The sequence below is a fragment of the Candidatus Methylopumilus planktonicus genome (assembly GCF_006364715.1).
In the GTDB taxonomy this organism is placed as follows: Bacteria; Pseudomonadota; Gammaproteobacteria; order Burkholderiales; family Methylophilaceae; genus Methylopumilus; species Methylopumilus planktonicus_A.
In genome coordinates, this window is sequence record NZ_CP040984.1 from 141,787 (window position 1) to 160,751 (window position 18,965).

The 18,965-nt window shown below is 35.3% G+C and carries 23 protein-coding genes; 20 read left to right on the forward strand and 3 right to left on the reverse strand.

Annotated features, from left to right (window positions below):
* Positions 1–15 precede the first annotated feature (15 nt).
* Entirely contained in the window at positions 16–918 is a 903-nt protein-coding gene (gene ttcA, locus FIT63_RS00735) for a tRNA 2-thiocytidine(32) synthetase TtcA (protein WP_140006163.1), read from the reverse strand.
* Positions 915–1,661: a pteridine reductase gene (locus tag FIT63_RS00740; RefSeq protein WP_140006164.1), complete on the reverse strand. Its 747-nt coding sequence runs from the start codon at positions 1,659–1,661 to the stop codon at positions 915–917. Before FIT63_RS00740 ends, ttcA begins: the two co-directional genes overlap by 4 nt.
* Positions 1,662–1,675: 14 nt before the next feature.
* Between FIT63_RS00740 and FIT63_RS00745 the strand changes: the two genes are divergently transcribed.
* Together FIT63_RS00745 and trmB are read left to right on the forward strand one after the other, a co-directional pair.
* On the forward strand, positions 1,676–2,854 hold the full coding sequence (locus tag FIT63_RS00745; protein ID WP_140006165.1) for a class I SAM-dependent methyltransferase: 1,179 nt from the start codon (positions 1,676–1,678) through the stop codon (positions 2,852–2,854).
* Positions 2,851–3,546 carry a tRNA (guanosine(46)-N7)-methyltransferase TrmB gene (gene trmB, locus FIT63_RS00750; protein WP_140006166.1) on the forward strand — a complete coding sequence of 232 codons (696 nt, stop codon included), beginning with the start codon at positions 2,851–2,853 and terminating at the stop codon, positions 3,544–3,546. Before FIT63_RS00745 ends, trmB begins: the two co-directional genes overlap by 4 nt.
* On the opposite strand, the gene yihA is transcribed toward trmB, so the two are convergent.
* Positions 3,505–4,143 carry a ribosome biogenesis GTP-binding protein YihA/YsxC gene (gene yihA, locus FIT63_RS00755; RefSeq protein WP_140006167.1) on the reverse strand — a complete coding sequence of 213 codons (639 nt, stop codon included), beginning with the start codon at positions 4,141–4,143 and terminating at the stop codon, positions 3,505–3,507. The genes trmB and yihA overlap by 42 nt on opposite strands.
* Before the next feature lie 89 nt (positions 4,144–4,232).
* Between yihA and FIT63_RS00760 the strand changes: the two genes are divergently transcribed.
* The 18 genes from FIT63_RS00760 (at position 4,233) to hisH (ending at position 18,964) form a co-directional block, all read left to right on the forward strand.
* A complete protein-coding gene (locus FIT63_RS00760) occupies positions 4,233–4,862 on the forward strand; it encodes a c-type cytochrome (protein WP_223259921.1) in 630 nt (209 codons plus the stop codon).
* 133 nt (positions 4,863–4,995) lie between these two features.
* Positions 4,996–6,882, forward strand: a complete 1,887-nt coding sequence (locus tag FIT63_RS00765) for a cytochrome c biogenesis protein ResB (protein ID WP_140006168.1) — start codon at positions 4,996–4,998, stop codon at positions 6,880–6,882.
* A gap of 10 nt (positions 6,883–6,892) precedes the next feature.
* Positions 6,893–8,026, forward strand: coding sequence for a c-type cytochrome biogenesis protein CcsB (gene ccsB / locus FIT63_RS00770; RefSeq protein ID WP_140006169.1), 1,134 nt, complete (start codon positions 6,893–6,895; stop codon positions 8,024–8,026).
* Between the two features lie 40 nt (positions 8,027–8,066).
* Positions 8,067–8,876 (forward strand): ABC transporter ATP-binding protein, encoded by an 810-nt coding sequence (locus tag FIT63_RS00775; RefSeq protein WP_140006170.1) that lies wholly within the window; start codon positions 8,067–8,069, stop codon positions 8,874–8,876.
* Entirely contained in the window at positions 8,873–9,661 is a 789-nt protein-coding gene (gene mlaE / locus FIT63_RS00780; RefSeq protein ID WP_140006171.1) for a lipid asymmetry maintenance ABC transporter permease subunit MlaE, read from the forward strand. The genes FIT63_RS00775 and mlaE overlap by 4 nt, the downstream gene beginning before the upstream one ends.
* An 18-nt stretch (positions 9,662–9,679) precedes the next feature.
* Complete coding sequence (gene mlaD / locus FIT63_RS00785; RefSeq protein WP_140004892.1) at positions 9,680–10,147, forward strand: outer membrane lipid asymmetry maintenance protein MlaD; 468 nt, start codon at positions 9,680–9,682, stop codon at positions 10,145–10,147.
* Positions 10,148–10,174: 27 nt separating this feature from the next.
* Positions 10,175–10,786, forward strand: coding sequence for an MlaC/ttg2D family ABC transporter substrate-binding protein (locus FIT63_RS00790; RefSeq protein WP_140006172.1), 612 nt, complete (start codon positions 10,175–10,177; stop codon positions 10,784–10,786).
* Positions 10,783–11,067 (forward strand): STAS domain-containing protein, encoded by a 285-nt coding sequence (locus FIT63_RS00795; RefSeq protein WP_140006173.1) that lies wholly within the window; start codon positions 10,783–10,785, stop codon positions 11,065–11,067. The genes FIT63_RS00790 and FIT63_RS00795 overlap by 4 nt, the downstream gene beginning before the upstream one ends.
* Before the next feature lie 48 nt (positions 11,068–11,115).
* Entirely contained in the window at positions 11,116–12,027 is a 912-nt protein-coding gene (locus FIT63_RS00800) for an ABC transporter ATP-binding protein (RefSeq protein ID WP_140006174.1), read from the forward strand.
* The gene (locus FIT63_RS00805; RefSeq protein WP_140006175.1) at positions 12,024–12,800 is read left to right on the forward strand and encodes an ABC transporter permease; all 777 of its coding nucleotides are present in this window, start codon (positions 12,024–12,026) and stop codon (positions 12,798–12,800) included. The genes FIT63_RS00800 and FIT63_RS00805 overlap by 4 nt, the downstream gene beginning before the upstream one ends.
* Positions 12,801–12,803: 3 nt before the next feature.
* Positions 12,804–13,046, forward strand: coding sequence for a BolA family protein (locus FIT63_RS00810; RefSeq protein ID WP_140006176.1), 243 nt, complete (start codon positions 12,804–12,806; stop codon positions 13,044–13,046).
* A gap of 16 nt (positions 13,047–13,062) precedes the next feature.
* Positions 13,063–13,374, forward strand: a complete 312-nt coding sequence (gene grxD, locus FIT63_RS00815) for a Grx4 family monothiol glutaredoxin (RefSeq protein WP_140006177.1) — start codon at positions 13,063–13,065, stop codon at positions 13,372–13,374.
* A gap of 1 nt (position 13,375) precedes the next feature.
* Complete coding sequence (murA, locus tag FIT63_RS00820) at positions 13,376–14,641, forward strand: UDP-N-acetylglucosamine 1-carboxyvinyltransferase (RefSeq protein WP_140006178.1); 1,266 nt, start codon at positions 13,376–13,378, stop codon at positions 14,639–14,641.
* A 1-nt stretch (position 14,642) separates the two neighbouring features.
* Positions 14,643–15,284, forward strand: coding sequence for an ATP phosphoribosyltransferase (gene hisG, locus FIT63_RS00825; RefSeq protein WP_140006179.1), 642 nt, complete (start codon positions 14,643–14,645; stop codon positions 15,282–15,284).
* Between the two features lie 8 nt (positions 15,285–15,292).
* Positions 15,293–16,597: a histidinol dehydrogenase gene (gene hisD / locus FIT63_RS00830; RefSeq protein ID WP_420886439.1), complete on the forward strand. Its 1,305-nt coding sequence runs from the start codon at positions 15,293–15,295 to the stop codon at positions 16,595–16,597.
* On the forward strand, positions 16,590–17,654 hold the full coding sequence (gene hisC / locus FIT63_RS00835; RefSeq protein WP_140006180.1) for a histidinol-phosphate transaminase: 1,065 nt from the start codon (positions 16,590–16,592) through the stop codon (positions 17,652–17,654). The genes hisD and hisC overlap by 8 nt, the downstream gene beginning before the upstream one ends.
* Before the next feature lie 64 nt (positions 17,655–17,718).
* Positions 17,719–18,309, forward strand: a complete 591-nt coding sequence (gene hisB, locus FIT63_RS00840; protein ID WP_140006181.1) for an imidazoleglycerol-phosphate dehydratase HisB — start codon at positions 17,719–17,721, stop codon at positions 18,307–18,309.
* A 22-nt stretch (positions 18,310–18,331) separates the two neighbouring features.
* Positions 18,332–18,964 (forward strand): imidazole glycerol phosphate synthase subunit HisH, encoded by a 633-nt coding sequence (hisH, locus tag FIT63_RS00845; RefSeq protein WP_140006182.1) that lies wholly within the window; start codon positions 18,332–18,334, stop codon positions 18,962–18,964.
* Position 18,965: the final 1 nt, after the last annotated feature.

Consider the following 18,965-nt stretch of genomic DNA (forward strand, 5'->3'; position numbering starts at 1 on the left):
ATTTAAATAATGATTTTAAGAAGCAATATTTTCTTTAAAAAAAGCAATATTATTTAAGTCGGTATTAAGATTTCTGATTAAGTCTTCCGTAAAAAGAAGGTCATCCTTTTCTTCTTTGTTGGATTGATTAAGATTTTCGAAGTCATATAGTCGCCGGTCTCCTAAGTGTGAGGGTTCAACATTAGAGATGGCTTTATATATATTGTTAACTCGCCCCGGTTGCTCTTTCTCCCATTCCATCAACATTCCTTTTATTTTTTTCCTTTGAAGATTTTCTTGTGAACCACATAAATTACAAGGAATAATAGGAAAATTCATTCGAGACGCATAGCTTGAGATCTCTTTTTCGGAGCAGTAAGCTAAAGGCCTAATAATAATATTTTTACTATCATTCGAGATTAGCTTAGGTGGCATAGCTTTTAATTTAGAACCAAAAAACATATTAAGAAAAAGTGTCTCAACAATATCATCACGATGATGGCCCAAAGCAATTTTATTAATATTAAGTTCTTTTGCTGTCCTATAAATAATTCCGCGTCTTAAACGAGAACATAAAGAGCAGGTAGTTTTACCACTTGGTATTTTTTCTTTAACGATTGAATAGGTGTCTTCAGTAATAATAAGATGTTCAACGCCTAAATTTTTTAAAAAATTAGGCAATACGTCTGCTGGAAATCCTGGTTGTTTTTGATCTAAATTCATCGCAATAATATCAAAATGAATAGGCGCTCTCTCTTTTAGAGCTAATAAAAACATCAGCAATGAATATGAATCTTTTCCACCGCTCATACATACGAGGACTCGATCATTATTTTCAATCATATTAAAATCAGTTATTGCTTTGCCAGTTAAGCCAATAAGTTTATTGCGCAATTTGAGAAAGTTATTGGTTGCATCAATTGGCACTTGCGTAATCATAGTGAAATAGATCTTCCGCCATCGACAGCTAAAATATGACCTGTAATAAATGGAGCGTCCAGTACTAAAAATTTAACTGCCATTGCAACATCTTCTGGCGTACCCATTTTTTTTAATAGTGTTTGAGAAATAACTCTTTGTTTGTAAATATCGTTAAATTCTTCATTATTTTCAGGCCACAAAACCGGACCAGGAGCAACAGCATTAACCCTTACATCTGGACTTAATTCTTGGGCCAAGGATTTTGTTAATGTAGCAAGGCCTGATTTGGCAATACTATAAATAATATAATTTTTCTTTGGTTTATCTATATGGGTATCTGTAATATTTATAATGCAGCCCTTAGTTTTAATAAGCTGATCTGCTGCAAGTTGAGATAAAAATAAAGGCGCCTTCAAATTGCTACCAATAAGATCATTCCAATTTTTTTCATTCATCTGACCAATTTCGGTGGGGTAATAACTTGAGGCATTATTTATGAGGATATCTAATCTGCCATATGTATTGATTGTTTGCTCGATTAGACTGGGTAATACATTCATATTCACAAGATCAGCTTGAACAATACTTGCGGAATCTTTACGAATTTTATTAAGGTCCTCTTGCAGCTTTTTTGCTTCATCTGCTGAATGACGATAGTGAATCATTAAATCGATATCCGATTCATGAAGTATTTTACAAATTGCCTGCCCAATTCTTTTGGCGCCGCCAGTAACTAGAGCAATTTTTCTATTAGATTTCATAGGTTTATGTATAAATGATTTCACTCTATTATAATCTAATACCTATGCCATCCATGCCTATAGCCTCGGAAATTGAGATTCAATTAAGCGAGCAATTAAAAACAAAAATCATTCAATCTATTCATTCTAATCATGGATGGATAAGCTTTGATCGCTTTATGGAGCTTGCACTTTATGACCCTGAATTCGGTTATTACACTGGAAGTTTAAGAAAGTTTGGTGAAAAAGGTGACTTCGTTACAGCCTCTGAAATATCAAGTTTTTTTGCGAAAACAATTGCTATTCAGTTTAAAGAAATTTTTCGTTCATTAGATAAAAATATAATTGAAATTGGAGCTGGATCAGGCAAGTTTGCTCTTGAAGTGATCCAATCCATGGATAGCGAAAATATCGACCATTATTTTATTTTGGAAATAAGTGATTCATTGAGAAAGCACCAATACGAGCTTTTAATAAAACATTTGCCCCCACATTTGTTCAGCAAGGTGCTTTGGATTGATGAAATTCCCAAAGAATATAAAGGGATTGTTTTCTGTAATGAACTTTTAGATGCATTGCCAGTAGATTTGATAAAAAAAGTGGCAGGTATTTATTATCAAAAAGGGGTTGGTCTAGAAAATGATCTATTTATCTGGAAAGATAAGATCATCAAAGACCTCTCTATTTATGACCACATCAATCTAGAAAGTCTTCCAGACGATTATCTTATAGATGATGCAATTCATATTAAAAGTTGGGTTAATAAAATCAGTGAATCTATTGCCAAAGGCGTTGTAATAATTATTGACTATGGCTTCAATCACAGTGAATATTTTCACGAACAAAGATCTCAAGGAACACTCATGTGCCATTTTAAGCATCATGCTCACGATAATCCTCTTATTCAGGTTGGAATCCAGGATATTACAAGTCATGTTAATTTTAGTTATGTTGCAAGAGAGGCTTCTAACTTCGGGCTTCATATTAATGGCTTTATTTCTCAAGCAAATTTTCTTATTAATTGCGGCATATTAGAGTTGCTTGAAAAAGTAAATATAGAAGATAGCGCTTTATATATGAAATCAGTATCTGAAATTCAAAAACTACTATCCCCTTCAGAAATGGGTGATTTATTCAAAGTCATGACAATGGAAAAGAATATGGATATAAATCTTATAGGGCTTAAAAATAATAATAAAGTCACAAAGTTATGATTAATCAAGATAAAGAGGATATTAAAAGACGGCCTATTAGAAGTTATATTCTAAGGCAAGGAAGAATTACTAAGGCTCAGACAAATGCCATTCATGAAAGCTTTCAAAAATATGCTGTGATTTTTGAAAATAAACTAATCGATTTCAATGCTGTATTTGAAAATAAAAGTAGAGATCTTATATTGGAAATTGGATTCGGTATGGGGGCTTCTACTGCTGAGATTGCAAGGTCTAATTTGAATAAAAATTATATTGCGATTGAAGTCCACTCGCCGGGCGTAGGCAATTTACTTAAGCTAATTCAAGAAAATAATATTTCTAATGTGAAAATTATTCAACATGACGCTGTAGAAGTTCTTAATTCAATGATAAAGAATGACTCCCTAGATGGCATTCATATTTTCTTTCCTGATCCATGGCCTAAAAAAAGACACCAGAAAAGAAGGCTTATACAATTAAATTTACTAAAACTTATCGCACAAAAGATTAAGAAGGGCGGTTATTTGCATATCGCAACAGACTGGGAAGATTATGCTTTTTGGATTATTGATCTTTTGGATAAAGAAGAATTATTGCAAAAGACGTCTGATGATTTTTTCAAAAAACCTGATTACCGTCCTTTAACGAAATATGAAAATCGAGGCATTAAACTAGGCTACAAAGTTTGGGACATGATTTACAGGCGTATTTAACCATTTACCAACGACCGTTTCAACCTCATCAACGCCTTGTTTTTTTAAGCTGGAAAAAAGCTGAACCGTACATTCAATACCAACGGACGCCCCCCACTTTTCATCAATTTCTTTTTGAACGCTACGAAGTATTTTAAGTGAGGCTTCACGAGAAAGTTTGTCTGCTTTAGTTAATAAAATATGAATAGGTTTTTTATTTAACGAAAACCACTCTAACATCTGTTGGTCAAGAGGCGTAAGAGGATGCCTTATGTCCATAACTAAAACAAGGCCAAAAAGACAAGATCGTTCAGACAGATAAGTTGCTAGAATTTTTTGCCAATGATCTTTGATAGCGTGAGGTACTTTGGCATAACCATAACCCGGCAAGTCGACTAGAAAACGATTTTCACCCAGAGAAAAGAAATTAATAAGTTGTGTTCGCCCTGGTTGCTTACTTACAAAAGCAAGACGATTATGATTGGCAAGCGTATTAATAGCGCTAGATTTTCCTGCATTTGATCTTCCAGCAAAAGCAACCTCAATGCCAGTAGGGGGAGGCAAATCACTTAAATGGTGAGCAGATATATAATATGATGCGTTTTGAAAAATAGCCATGCGCTTTACCTAACCTGTTCAATCCAATCAAAATGCTATCACGAGAATGGGATTTTAGATAAAATGAAGGTCTTGAATCTACTTTAAATATGGAGCTTTACGCAATGAGTGGTCGAAATGCTTTTTTTATTATCATCTTGTCTTTTTTAATTTCAAGTACTGCGATTTCAGAAACAATTGCACAGAAAACTCCACCAAAATCGGTTGCAAATGTATGTGCAGCTTGTCATGGGGTCGACGGTAATAGTGCAATTTCAGCTAACCCAAAATTATCTGGGCAGCATCCAGAATATCTTTATAAACAGCTAACTAATTTTAAATCAGGCGCGCGCGCAAATGCTGTCATGTCTGGTATGGCAGGGATGCTATCAGATGCTGATATGCATTTAGTGGCAGAATATTATTCAAAACAAACCTTAAGTTTGGGCCAAGCTAAAACAAATGGTTCAGGATCTCTAGGAGAAAAAATCTACCGAGCTGGTATTCAAGCTAATGCTGTCCCAGCATGTGCCTCATGTCATGGACCAACTGGCGATGGGCTCCCTGTAAAATATCCACGTTTAGGTGGGCAACATACAGAATATGTTTTAAATCAATTAAGACAGTTTAGGTTAGGTGCTCGGGCAAACGATGAAGCAAAAGTTATGCGAACTATTGCAGCAAAGTTAACTGATCAAGAAATGGAAGCAGTAGCTGATTATATTCAGGGCTTAAGATAAGCCCTTCTTATCCTTATTTAATTACTGCAACTTCTCACCAGTTTTCGCAGTCAAAATTCTTCATTCTTAAAAATAAGTTATTTTGAAATCTACAGCATTTAATTCCAGAAAAATAAACCAATTGCTAAGCTCAATGAGCTTTGCAGTCTCGATGCTTGTATTTTTGGGCATCGCATCAATCATAGGCACGATTCTTAAACAGAATGAGCCTTATGAAAATTATATTATTAAATTCGGCCAATTTTGGTTTGTTTTTTTTGAAAAAATTGGTCTCTATGATGTTTACCAAAGCATTTGGTTTTTAACGATCCTTCTTTTTTTGGTCATATCCACAACCCTTTGTGTCACTAAAAATACCCCTATTATTTTTAAAGATTTTTTATTATTTAAAGATTCTTTAGAGGAAAAATCACTTTTATCGTTTACACATCACCTTGTTTTAAAAAATACAAAGAAGGTCAATCTTTCTCGGGTCATTAATTACTTAAAACTAGAGAAATTTAAAGTTAGAGAAAAATCAAAAGACAACGGCGATATTTTGATTGTTGCTAAAAAAGGAGACTTTCAGCGTCTAGGCTATATCTTTACTCATGTTGGCGTAGTTGTAATCTGTTTGGGTGGCTTATTGGATGGTAATTTATTCTTTAAAGCCCAAGAGCTACTAGGTTATAAAAAGATTGAAACGCTTGATATTCCAGCTTCAAAAGTCCCGAAAGTAAGTAGGCTAGATATTACCAATCCCTCTTTTAGAGCAAATATGACTCTAGCCGAAGGATCTTCAGATAACGTAGCTTTTGTAAGAAAGAAGGATGGTTATCTAGTCCAAGACTTGCCTTTTAAGATAACTCTAAAAGATTTTAGAATTGAACATTATTCGACAGGTATGCCAAAGTCATTTGAAAGTGATTTGATTATTTCTGATCCCGAACTTTCTCAAGATATAACAAAGACAATCACTGTTAATCATCCTTTTACCTATAAGGGGATTTCTATATATCAATCAGATTTCCAAGATGGAGGGACAAATCTTGATATTAAATTATGGAATTTATTAAATTCGAATGCCCCGCAAAAAATAAATGCAAAGATTTTTGAGAAAATTAAATTAGATAAAGATCAACTTACCTATGAATTTAATGATTTTAGGAAATTTAATATCTTAAATTTAAAGGAGGGCGTAAAAGAAAAGCCAAGAAACGTTGGGCCGAGCGTTACCTATAAAATCAGAAATAATTCAGGTCAGGCCCGTGAGTATATTTCTTATCAGTTTCCTATGCTCATCGATGACAGATCATTTTTTATTAGTGGGATGAGAGAGACGCCTCAAGAAGAATTTAAATATTTAAAGATACCCGCAGATAAAAAAGGTTCTATTGCAGAATTCATCTCATTCAAAGAAGCCCTTCAAAATAAAATTTTGATTGAAATGGTTGCAAAAAAGATGGCAAATCGATCTGTAAAACCAGATAACAATTCGTCTGTTAAGCAATCTTTCGAAGATAGTGTTAATAAAATTATGACCCTATTTGTTGAGGGAGGTTTTTCGAATATTGCTCAAAATATCGATAACAATATTCCTGCCAATGAAAAAGAAAAAGCAGTGCAGGCTTATTTAAAGATTATAGATATTGCATCAATAGAACTTTATAAAAGTCATTTTAATCTTTCAGATAAAGAGATAGACCAGTCTGCAATTAGGTTTATTCAAGAGGCTTTAAATGCTTATAGTGATATGTTTCTATTTGGTTCACCCTATTATTTTGAGCTCACAAATTATGAGCAAAAAGAGGCAAGTGGACTCCAGCTTACAAAATCTCCTGGGCAGTTTTGGGTTTATCTTGGCTCCCTAAGTTTAGTGCTTGGTATTTTCTCAATGATCTATTTGCATGAAAGAAAATTATGGCTCCTAATCAAAGCTAAAGGAGGGGCTATAATTGCAGTCAGCTCCAACAGAAAAAATATAGATTTTGAACTTGATTACAAAAAAGTTAGTCAAGCAATTAATAAAATTATTCAATAAAAGGTTAGCCATGTTCACTAAATTATTTAAATCATCAAAAATATCATTTGTAATATTAAATGTTTTATATCTTTCCTTGTTATTGGGCGGCGCTTTATATGCATTAAAGACATTTAGTAGCTATATGGATATTTACGAAAAGGCAATTTTACTGAGTAGTGTTGGATTTTTTAGCTGGCTTGGCTGGAATTGGAATCATTTTAAGAAAATTATCATACTAGTATTTGCACTGAGCCTTTTTGCAATCCAACTCTATTTAGGAGTGCTAACAAATAATGAGCATGTCTTTTTATTAAAATATCTGTTGTCGAGTCAATCAGCCATTATGTGGATGAATGTTTTTTTTGTTTTGGCACTGGTGCTTTATTGGCTAGGATTACTTGCAAAAAATAATTTACTCGATGATATTGCATCCTCCTTTACATCTACAGCAGTTTTATTTGGATTCGCAGGACTTTTGGTTAGATGGTACGAGTCTTATTTAATAGGATTAGATATTGGCCATATCCCAATTAGTAACTTATATGAGGTATTTATTTTATTTTGCTTAATCACATCACTTCTTTATCTATTTTATGAAGAAAAATTTAATACTAAAAAATTAGGTGCATTCGTATTGATTGTAATAAACGCTGCTGTAGGATTTATCTTATGGTACACGTTTGATAGGCATGCTGATGGTGTCCAGCCCTTAGTCCCAGCCCTTCAATCTTACTGGATGAAAATACACGTCCCTGCTAATTTTATAGGCTATGGCGCTTTCTCCATAGCAGCAATGGTATCTATAGCCTACTTACTTTCAGCTAAAAAAATATTAGCCTCTTATCTACCAAAGCTAGCTGTTCTTGATGATCTTATTTATAAATCGATCGCAATTGGCTTTATATTTTTTACCGTCGCAACTATATTAGGTGCTATATGGGCAGCAGAAGCTTGGGGCGGTTATTGGTCATGGGATCCTAAAGAAACTTGGGCTTTAATCGTATGGTTAAATTATGCAGCTTGGCTTCATTATAGAATCGTCAAAGGGTTGAGAGGTAATGTCTTAGCTTGGTGGGCACTGATCGGTCTCATTATTACGACCTTCGCTTTTTTAGGTGTCAATATGTTTTTGTCAGGACTGCATTCATACGGAGAGCTCTAATCCCATGTAAAATGGTGATTTTTAGAATTCATATCTAAATATGACCCAAAAAAATATCGTTGAAATTGAAAAATTATCTTTTGGCTACGATAATCGTATGCTTCATAAAGATATCAATATGGTTTTTCCTCGTGGCAAAGTCACAGCTATTATGGGTGGAAGCGGTTGTGGCAAAACGACTATTCTTCGTTTGATAGGTGGTCAAATCAAACCTAAATCTGGCCATGTCAAAGTGGACGACAAGATTGTTCATAAGCAAGATAGGCAAGGCATTTATGAATTGCGAAGAAAAATGGGTATGCTTTTCCAGCACGGCGCACTTTTTACTGACTTGTCTGTATTTGACAATGTGGCATTTCCAATTCGTGAACATACAAAATTACCTGAAAGCATGATTCGCGATTTAGTGCTTATGAAACTTAACGCTGTAGGTCTTCGAGGCGCTCATAAGCTCATGTCCACTGAACTCTCAGGAGGCATGGCAAGACGAGTTGCACTTGCAAGAGCCATTGCATTAGACCCGGATATTATTATGTATGACGAGCCTTTTGCAGGATTAGACCCCATATCTATGGCAGTGATTTGTGACCTTATCAGAACGCTCAATGATGCCCTGGGAGCAACTTCAATTATTGTGACGCATGATGTGGAAGAAGCTTTTTCTTTTGCGGACTATATTTATTTTATTGCAGATGGAGTCGTCGCCGCAGAGGGCACACCGAAAGAACTATCAAAATCTAAACTCCCTTTTGTGCATCAATTTGTTCATGGTGAAAAAGATGGCCCCGTACCATTCCATTACAATGCACCTAGTTACAAAAAAGATATTTACGAGCCTGTTGAATTATGAACCCAATTTTTAAAACTTTAAGCAGTTTAGGCAACCAAGTGACTTCAAGAATTTGGCGTCTTGGTTCTGCCACCCGTTTATTTTTATTAATCTTAATTTATTCAGGCGAAAGTTTTAGACGTATTCATTTAACAATCCGCGAAATTTATTTCACTGGTGTGATGTCTTTAATTATTATTATAGTGTCTGCTTTCTTCGTAGGCATGGTCTTGGGTTTGCAAGGGTATTACACACTTCAAAAATATGGCTCGTCAGAATCTATTGGTGTTTTGGTGGCATTATCGCTTTTAAGGGAGCTAGGCCCCGTTGTAACCGCCCTTTTATTTGCTGGGAGAGCTGGGACTGCAATCACTGCTGAAATTGGATTAATGAAGGCTACCGAGCAATTATCTGCTATGGAAATGATGGCTGTGAGCCCTATTGCTAGAATTATTGGACCAAGATTTTGGGCGGGCGTTATTTCAATGCCTATATTAGCTTCCATTTTTTCAATGGTGGGTGTGATGGGGGGTTATTTAGTTGCAGTGCCAATTATCGGCGTGGATCATGGCGCATTTTGGTCACAAATGAATGTGAATGTTGATTTTAGATTTGATGTGATTAATGGACTGATTAAGAGCTTTGTATTTGGAGTTGCTTGTACGATCATTGCCCTCTATGAAGGCTTCGACGCTCCCCCAACCGCCGAAGGTGTTAGTCGAGCCACTACAAGAACTGTCGTAACTTCTTCGCTAACTGTTTTGGGATTAGATTTTATTTTAACTTCGTTTATGATTGCGCATTAATATAGGACTGGAGCAAATATGGATAAAACAACATTAGATATTTGGGTAGGTTTATTTGTGGCGATTGGCATTGCGGCACTTATGGGTCTCGCTACGAAAGTAGGTAATCTTACAAGCAATACGCTTGGTGAAACCTATGCGGTCACAGCAAATTATGAGAATATTGGAGGCCTTAAACCAAGAGCGCCTGTTAAGAGTTCAGGTGTCGTCGTTGGTAGTATTGATAACATCAAATTTGATACGAAAACTTATCAAGCGGTTGTGACTTTAAAAATAGACAAAAGATATCCGTTTCCTAAAGATACTTTTGCAAATATTTATACATCAGGATTATTAGGTGAGCAATATATTAGTTTGGAAGCTGGAGGTGACGATCAATTTCTGAAAGAGGGAGATCGCATTTCTAAGACTCAAGATGCGGTTGTATTAGAAAAACTCATCAGTCAGTTCTTGTATAATAAAGCCACTGAAGAACCTAAAAAATAACTAAAATTTAAAAGGAATTTTAAACACATGAAAAAGTTTTTATTAGTGATTTTAAGTTTGATGATGTCAATGAGCATATTTGCTGCAGAGGCGCCTGATGTTTTTGTTAAAAAAATAGCCAATGAAGTTTTTGAAATTTTAAAAACGGATAAAGATTTAAGATCTGGCAATAAAGAAAAAGCTTATAAAATTACTGAAGAGAAGATATTACCTTATTTTAATTTTGATCGTATTTCTAAGCTTGTATTAGGTAAAGCCTATCCATCAGCAACAAAAGAAGAGCAAGAAGCCTTTAAAAAAGAATTCAGAACGATGCTTGTAAAAACTTATGGCAGCGCACTATTAAGATTTAAAGATCAGACGCTTAACTATAAGCCAGCGAGATTCGAACCGACAGACGAAGAGGTGTTAATTAAGACAGAGGTGCTGCAGCCAGGCGCCCCTCCTTTGCCTATTGATTATATGCTTGAAAAAGATGGTAATTCATGGAAAGTTTTTGACATTGTTATTGAAGGTGTGAGCTTAGTAACAAATTATCGCGGTCAATTTGGTAATGAAATTAGACAAAATGGCATAGCTTCTCTTATTACAAAACTTGCCGAGAAGAATGCTAATTATGATAAGACCTCTAACAAATGATCGACTTTGATAAAAGCCAATGGAATTTAAGTGGCGATCTTACGATTGAAAAAATACCTACTATTATTGATTTAATTAAAAAACAAAAAACAGATAAAAAAACGACAATTGATTTTTCAAAAGTGACTTCAATTGACACTTCAACCTTAAGTTTAATTTTTGAATTACAACGAGAGGCTAAAAAAAATCAATCACATTTTACTTTCAAGAATTTACCAAAGAATTTAAACAGTCTTGCTAAATTATACGGAGTGGAAGATCTCGTATCTTCCCTCCATTAAACACTTCTTCTTAAATTTCATTTTAAGAAACCTCCAGTATTTATTTCAATGAAAAAAGCCATTATATTTAATAAGGTTAAAAAGAACTTCGGTAAGCTAGAGGCTCTCAAAGGTATCGATTTAGTTATTGAAGAAGGCGAATTTTTTGCGTTGCTGGGGCCAAATGGTGCCGGCAAATCAACGCTCATTAATATTCTGGCAGGTCTCGCAAAACCATCTTCAGGTTCAATCAAAGTTATGGGGCATGACGTCATTCAAGACTATCAAAATGCGAGAAGATCGCTTGGTGTCGTGCCTCAAGAATTAGTATTTGACCCCTTTTTTAATGTACGCGAAATGCTCAGATTTCAAGCTGGCTATTTTGGTAAGGGTCGAGAAAATGATGACTGGATCGATGAAGTAATTGAAGGTCTTGATCTTCAGGAAAAGGCTAATACAAATATGAGAATGCTTTCTGGTGGCATGAAAAGGAGGGCTTTAATTGCGCAAGCACTTGTGCATAAGCCCCCCGTCATTGTCTTAGATGAGCCCACAGCAGGAGTAGACGTAGAGCTTAGAAAAAGGTTATGGCAGTTTATTAAAAAACTGAATCAAAAAGGTCACACTATTGTTCTGACTACACATTATTTAGAAGAGGCTGAGACGTTATGCAGCCGAGTAGCCATGATGGACCAAGGCAAAGTAGTTGCGTTGGATAAAACGAGAAATTTATTAAAGCGCTTTTCAGCAAAAAATTTAAATTTACGTTTAGATCTAAAGAATAAAAAAATCCCAGTAAGCGTTCAAAAGTTCATACAGTCGTCAGATCACAGTTTAATAACTTTCTTACTTGAAGAAATAGCAGAAGTAGAATTTATTATGAGTGAATTAAAAAAATCAAAGATTAAAATATTAGATATGGAGCTTACTAATTCAGATTTAGAAAAAGTCTTCTTGAAACTTACCGGAAGTAAAAGATGATCAATTTTAAAAATGAATTTTTGGGTACGTGGACACTTCTCAAAAAAGAACTATTAAGATTTTGGCGGGTAGTTTTTCAGACAGTGGCAGCCCCAGTTATTACTGCAGTTCTTTACCTACTTATTTTCTCTCACGTCTTAGCAGATCATGTAAAAGTTTACGATAATGTTGAGTACACTGCGTTTCTTATTCCAGGATTGATTATGATGTCCTTATTGCAAAATTCCTTTGCAAATAGCTCATCAAGTCTTATTCAGTCGAAAGTCATGGGAAATATTGTATTTATTTTATTAACACCTATCACCTATCTCCAATTTTTCTTAGCCTTCTTAATAGCATCAATTGTGAGGGGTATTTTCGTAGGCGTTTGTATTTACGCATTTGCTCTTTTATATGTAGATTTACCTATGTTGCACCCATGGATTATTTTTGGATTCGCAATGCTTGGGGGTGCGCTACTAGGAACATTTGGCATCATTACAGGTATATGGGCTCATCGTTTTGACCAGATGGCAGTTTTCCAAAATTTTGTGATCATGCCATTATCTTTTTTATCGGGGGTCTTTTATTCAATTCATTCTTTGCCACCTTTTTGGCAAAAGTTATCCCAACTTAATCCTTTCTTTTATATGATTGATGGTTTCCGATACGGATTTTTTGGGCAGTCCGACGTAGCTCCTTTGTTAAGTTTTTCAATCGTGACCTTCTTTTTCATTGTGTTAGCTTCCGTTACCTTAGGAATGTTAAAATTCGGCTATAAATTAAGAAGCTAAAAGATGACCGCTGACGATATTAAGCAATCGATTATTGAAAAACTTGAATGTGAGTTTATTGAAATTTTAGGTGAGGATGGTGCTCATTTTGAAGGCACGATTGTGAGTCGGTTATTTGAAGGATTAAATCGCGTCAAACAACACCAAATGGTATTTAATGCTTTAGGAGATAAGATGAAAAGTGATATTCATGCTTTATCTATTAAGACCTATACGCTAAATGAGTGGAATCAACTAAAAACATAATTTTGAGGAGTAAGGCATGAGCGCGCAAGATAAGATACAAAAAACGATTAATGAACATGATGTAGTTTTATATATGAAAGGAAGCCCCAAATTTCCTCAGTGCGGATTTTCGAGCCTAGCAACTCAAATTTTAGATGCTTGTGATGCTGATTTTCATGCTATTGACGTACTGCAAGATCCAGAAATAAGAGAAGGTATCAAAGTATTTGCTAATTGGCCAACTATTCCTCAACTTTATATTCATGGAGAATTTATTGGTGGCGCTGACATTATCAAAGAGATGTATGAAACTGGAGAATTAGTAAAGTTATTAAAGGCTAATTCATAACTTGGATAAGTTAGTTATTCAAGGACAGACCCCCCTTCACGGCGAGCTTGAAATATCAGGTGCTAAAAACGCAGCCTTACCTATACTTATTGCATCCCTTCTTACTGAAGACACATTATCGTTAACACATGTACCTCATCTGCAAGATGTTAATACAACTAAGTCTTTACTTAAATATATGGGTGTTGATATCCAGGTTGAAAACGACAAAACTGAATTAACTGCAAAAGAAATTACTAGTAAAAATGCACCTTATGAGCGAGTTAAAACAATGCGCGCTTCTATTCTTGTTTTAGGCCCTTTGCTTGCAAGATTCGGTGAAGCTCGAGTTTCATTACCGGGAGGTTGTGCCATTGGATCTAGGCCTGTTGATATCCATATCAAAGGGCTTCAGGCAATGGGCGCAAAAATAGATATTCATAATGGCTATATTGAGGCTTCGACAAAACATTTACCAAAATCGAAGTTACAAGGCTGTAAATTTTATATGGATATTGTTACTGTTACAGGTACCGAGAATTTAATGATGGCTGCCTCATTAGCTGCAGGGGTCACAATTTTAGAGAATGCTGCTAAGGAACCTGAAGTTGTAGATCTTGGGCAATGCTTAAATAAAATGGGTGCGAAGATTAAAGGTCTAGGGACTGACGTGATTACAATTGAAGGGGTCGACTCGCTTCATAAAGCAAATCATGACGTGATATTTGATAGAATTGAAGCAGGCACATATTTAGCAGCCGTTGCAATGACGGGCGGTGACGTACTTTTAAAAAATGTACAGCATAAATACTTAGATGCAATTACGCTAAAATTAATAGAAACCGGCGTTAAAATTGAATCACATGAAAATTCAATACGCATTAAAAGTGATGGGAAATTAAAAGCGGTAAGCCTAAGAACCGCGCCTTACCCTGCCTTTCCTACGGATATGCAAGCACAAATGATGGCATTAAATACTATTGCAGAAGGTGTATCAGAAGTCACCGAAACTATATTTGAAAATCGTTTTATGCATGTACAAGAGCTTATTCGCATGGGGGCACAAATCGACATTAGAGGAAACACGGCAATCATCCGAGGTAAGGAATATTTAGAGGGAGCTTCCGTGATGGCAACAGATCTAAGGGCCTCAGCAAGCCTGGTTATTGCAAGTTTGGCAGCAAGAGGACAAACTACGATTGAGCGTATTTATCATCTGGATCGTGGGTACGAAAAATTAGAGGATAAATTCAATCAACTAGGCGCCAATATTAAACGGATTCATTAAGATGAAAATTACAATTGCTTTATCTAAAGGAAGAATATTTGAACAAACTATCCCTCTTCTAGAGAGGATAGGGATTACTTGTAATGAGAATCCTGAAACGTCAAGAAAACTTATTTTAGATACCAATCAAAAAAATATAAAACTTATTATTGTAAGAGCTACAGATGTGCCAACTTATGTTGAATATGGTGCAGCTGATATTGGCATTACTGGCAAAGACATTCTTGATGAGTATATGGGCGAAGGACTTTACCAGCCCATTGATCTTAATATTGGACGTTGCAAAATGATGGTTGCAGCTAAACAAGATTTTGATTATGCAGGCGCTATTAAAAAAGGTGTGCGTTTAAAGGTGGCAACAAAATATGTAAAAACGGCCAAAGAGCACTTCGCAAAAAAAGGTATGCATATCGATTTGATTAAACTATATGGCTCAATGGAGCTAGCCCCCCTTGTAGGGCTTGCAGATGTCATTGTTGATTTGGTGAGTACAGGAAAGACATTAAAAGCTAATAATCTTGTTGCTGTTGAAGACATTTGTGATATCAGTTCTCGACTCATCATTAACCAAGCATCTTTAAAATTAAAAAGAGAGCTCTTACAGCCCATTCTTCGACAGTTTGAAAGTGCTCTCAAAGCATAATCGTACCTATGATTCAAATTAAAAAATTAAATACAAAAGATCCAAACTTTAAGGATCAGTTAAATAAGCTCATTTTCTTTGAAGCTGAAGATAACATTCAAATCGAAAAAACTGTCGCAGAAATTTTGAGTGATGTGAAAAAAAGAGGCGACCAAGCTGTGATTGAATATACTAAAAAATTTGATCATGTAGATTTTTCGCGCATGGAAGAGTTTGAAATTTCTAAAGAAGAATTAAATTTCGCTTTGGAAAATTTACCCGTATTGTCCAGAGAAGCTCTTGAGGAGGCTGCTAAGAGAGTTTTTGATTATCACAAAAAACAGTTAATCAGCTCTTGGAGCTTCACTGAAGATGATGAGACGTTACTTGGTCAAAAAGTTACATCATTAGATCGGGTAGGTTTATATGTTCCTGGAGGAAAAGCTGCATACCCTTCATCAGTATTAATGAATGCAATTCCAGCAAAAGTTGCAGGGGTTCAGGAAATTATTATGGTAGTTCCGTCACCTCGCGGAGAAAGAAACCAACTGGTATTAGCAGCTGCAGCACTTGTTAAAGTTGATCGTGTATTTGCAATTGGTGGCGCTCAAGCAATAGGGGCTCTTGCCTATGGTACCCAAACAATTCCCCAAGTCGACAAAATTGTAGGGCCAGGCAATGCTTATGTTGCAGAGGCTAAAAGAAGAGTATTTGGTGTGGTTGGTATTGATATGATTGCAGGGCCTTCTGAAATACTAATTATTGCAGATGAAAAATCTAATCCAGATTGGATTGCTATGGATTTATTTTCTCAAGCAGAACATGATGAGCTTGCACAATCGATTTTAATTAGCCCAAGCGCAGAATTTTTAGCCCAGGTTCAGGAAAGTATTAATAAACTGATTGGAAGTATGCCAAGAAAAAATATTATTGAAACTTCTTTAACAAATAGAGGTGCAATGATCAAAGTAAAAACATTAGAAGAAGCGGCAGAGATTTCAAATTTTATTTCACCCGAACATTTAGAGCTTTCAGTAGAGGATCCAGATACCCTCGTTAATAGTATTAAACATGCCGGTGCTATTTTTATGGGAAGAAATACCTGTGAAGCTGTAGGCGACTATTGTGCTGGACCAAATCATGTTCTACCTACATCAAGAACAGCAAGATTTTCTTCGCCACTTGGTGTTTATGATTTTCAAAAACGTTCAAGCCTAATTAAATTATCTAATCAAGGTGCTCGTAAGCTTGGAAAAATTGCTTCAGTCTTGGCGAATGGTGAAGGACTTCAGGCACACGCAAAATCTGCAGAATATCGTATAGATAATGAGTAAATTTTGGAGCAAGATTGTCCACGGCTTAACACCATATATTCCTGGCGAGCAACCCAAAATTCATAGTCTTGTTAAGTTAAATACGAACGAGAATCCTTATGGGCCGAGTCCAAAAGTTATTGCTGCAATTAAACAGTTTGCAGATGATACTTTAAAGCTTTACCCAGACCCAAATTCAGAAGCACTTAAAAAATCAATTGCTGATTATTTTAAAGTAAAGACTAACAATGTTTTTGTGGGTAATGGTTCGGATGAAGTTTTAGCCATGGCTTTTCAGGCGCTTTTAAAACATAACGCACCTATTTTATTTCCTGACATTACTTATAGTTTTTACCCCGTATACTGCAAGCTTTATGAAATTGACTTCAAGCTCATACCTGTTAATAGTTCGTTTGAGATTGCATTGAATGATTATTTAATACCTAATGGAGGTATTGTTTTTCCAAATCCAAATGCACCTACTGGCATTCCTCTTACTTCAAACCAAATTGAAACGTTTCTTAAAAAAAATAATGACTCTGTAGTTATTGTAGATGAGGCTTATGTCGATTTTGGGACAGAGTCTGTTATTCACCTTACAGAAAAATATAATAATTTATTGGTGACACATTCTTTTTCTAAATCGAGATCATTGGCAGGATTAAGACTTGGTTATGCCATAGGGCATAGAGATCTTATTGAAGCATTGATGAGAGTGAAAGATAGTTTTAACTCTTACCCAATTGACCGATTAGGATTAATTGCAGGCGTTGAATCCTTCAAAGATGATTCATATTTTAAAAATATCTGCCAAAAGGTTATTCATACGAAACTAAATTTTGTAGAGAAATTGACTGGCCTTAATTTTTCAGTACTTCCTTCAGGCGCCAATTTTGTTTTTGCTAAGCATGCTGCTGTAGAAGGAAAAATAATCGTAAGTAAACTAAGAGATCAAGGAATTGTGGTAAGGCGTTTTGATAATCCGATACGAATTTCCTCTTACATTCGATTCACAATTGGTTCTGATGAGGAAATGGATTCATTACTCAAAGCTTTAAAACTTATCCTAAGCGCATGAAATAATTGATGTTAATTACATTTTTAATGAGTTAAAATATCTTATCTACTTTAAGTAAAAAAATATGACAAGATCAGCATCCGTTTCAAGAAATACAAACGAAACTAAAATTGAGGTAAGTATTAATCTTGATGGTCAGGGGAGTGCAAAACTCAATACTGGCATTGGTTTCTTGGATCATATGTTAGACCAAGTGGCGCGTCACGGTATGTTCGACTTAGAAGTCACAGCAAAGGGCGATCTTCATATCGATGCACATCATACTGTTGAAGATGTTGGTATAGTCCTCGGACAGGCTTTCAGTAAAGCAATCGGAGATAAAAAAGGCATTACCAGATATGGGACAGCCATTATTCCGCTAGATGAGGCATTATCTAGAGTTGTGCTTGATATCTCAGGCAGGCCTGGACTTATATTTGATGTCGAATTCAAAAGGGCAGTTATAGGTGAATTTGATGTTGATTTAATACACGAATTTTTTCAAGGATTCGTAAATCATGCAAATATCACGATGCATATCGATAATCTCAAAGGTGATAATTCACATCACCAGGCAGAAACAATATATAAAGCATTTGGAAGGGCCCTTAAAATGGCCGTTTGTATTGACCCAAAAATTTCTGGCATAACCCCCTCAACCAAAGGTAGTCTATAAACCTTTTTTCACCAAAATAATAATGATCGCAATCATTGATTATGGAATGGGAAATTTAAAGTCAGTATTTAATGCCTTTAAACAAGTCTCACCCGAAACTGATATTAAAGTCACAAGCAATCCTGCTGACATTAAAAAAGCACATCATGTTGTTTTTCCTGGTCAAGGTGCTATGCCTGACTGCATAAGAGAGCTTGATGAAAGAAATTTAAGGTCCTCTGTTATAGATGCAGCAAAAACAAAACCTTTTTTAGGAATATGCATTGGTTTGCAGATGCTATTTGATAAAAGTGAAGAAGGTAATACAGATGGCTTAGGATTGTTGAGCGGCACCATTAAGCGATTTAATAATGAAGGTACAGCGGACGAAAGTGGCCATAAGTTAAAAATTCCTCATATGGGGTGGAATGAAGTGTCACAAACAAATGATCATCCTTTATGGCAAAACATTAGTAATAACGATCGATTTTATTTTATTCATAGTTATTATTTAGAATCTAAAGATAAAAATATTGTGTCAGCTGAAACTTTATATGCGCAAAAATTTTGTTGTGCTATTGCTAAAGAAAATATTTTTGCAGTGCAATTTCATCCAGAAAAAAGTTCTACTGCTGGCTTGCAACTTATAAAAAACTTCGTTCAATGGGCGGTATAGG

Coding starts and splice junctions, on each gene's coding strand:
- FIT63_RS00740 (WP_140006164.1), bottom strand. CDS start 1,661: ATGAAATCTAATAGAAAAATTGCTCTAGTTACTGGCGGCGCCAAAAGA.
- FIT63_RS00745 (WP_140006165.1), top strand. CDS start 1,676: ATGATTTCACTCTATTATAATCTAATACCTATGCCATCCATGCCTATA.
- FIT63_RS00775 (WP_140006170.1), top strand. CDS start 8,067: ATGACCCAAAAAAATATCGTTGAAATTGAAAAATTATCTTTTGGCTAC.
- hisH (WP_140006182.1), top strand. CDS start 18,332: ATGATCGCAATCATTGATTATGGAATGGGAAATTTAAAGTCAGTATTT.
- grxD (WP_140006177.1), top strand. CDS start 13,063: ATGAGCGCGCAAGATAAGATACAAAAAACGATTAATGAACATGATGTA.
- yihA (WP_140006167.1), bottom strand. CDS start 4,143: ATGGCTATTTTTCAAAACGCATCATATTATATATCTGCTCACCATTTA.
- mlaD (WP_140004892.1), top strand. CDS start 9,680: ATGGATAAAACAACATTAGATATTTGGGTAGGTTTATTTGTGGCGATT.
- FIT63_RS00805 (WP_140006175.1), top strand. CDS start 12,024: ATGATCAATTTTAAAAATGAATTTTTGGGTACGTGGACACTTCTCAAA.
- mlaE (WP_140006171.1), top strand. CDS start 8,873: ATGAACCCAATTTTTAAAACTTTAAGCAGTTTAGGCAACCAAGTGACT.
- hisC (WP_140006180.1), top strand. CDS start 16,590: ATGAGTAAATTTTGGAGCAAGATTGTCCACGGCTTAACACCATATATT.
- ttcA (WP_140006163.1), bottom strand. CDS start 918: ATGATTACGCAAGTGCCAATTGATGCAACCAATAACTTTCTCAAATTG.
- hisG (WP_140006179.1), top strand. CDS start 14,643: ATGAAAATTACAATTGCTTTATCTAAAGGAAGAATATTTGAACAAACT.
- FIT63_RS00800 (WP_140006174.1), top strand. CDS start 11,116: ATGAAAAAAGCCATTATATTTAATAAGGTTAAAAAGAACTTCGGTAAG.
- FIT63_RS00790 (WP_140006172.1), top strand. CDS start 10,175: ATGAAAAAGTTTTTATTAGTGATTTTAAGTTTGATGATGTCAATGAGC.
- ccsB (WP_140006169.1), top strand. CDS start 6,893: ATGTTCACTAAATTATTTAAATCATCAAAAATATCATTTGTAATATTA.
- FIT63_RS00765 (WP_140006168.1), top strand. CDS start 4,996: ATGAGCTTTGCAGTCTCGATGCTTGTATTTTTGGGCATCGCATCAATC.
- FIT63_RS00795 (WP_140006173.1), top strand. CDS start 10,783: ATGATCGACTTTGATAAAAGCCAATGGAATTTAAGTGGCGATCTTACG.
- hisB (WP_140006181.1), top strand. CDS start 17,719: ATGACAAGATCAGCATCCGTTTCAAGAAATACAAACGAAACTAAAATT.
- trmB (WP_140006166.1), top strand. CDS start 2,851: ATGATTAATCAAGATAAAGAGGATATTAAAAGACGGCCTATTAGAAGT.
- FIT63_RS00810 (WP_140006176.1), top strand. CDS start 12,804: ATGACCGCTGACGATATTAAGCAATCGATTATTGAAAAACTTGAATGT.
- hisD (WP_420886439.1), top strand. CDS start 15,293: ATGATTCAAATTAAAAAATTAAATACAAAAGATCCAAACTTTAAGGAT.
- FIT63_RS00760 (WP_223259921.1), top strand. CDS start 4,233: ATGGAGCTTTACGCAATGAGTGGTCGAAATGCTTTTTTTATTATCATC.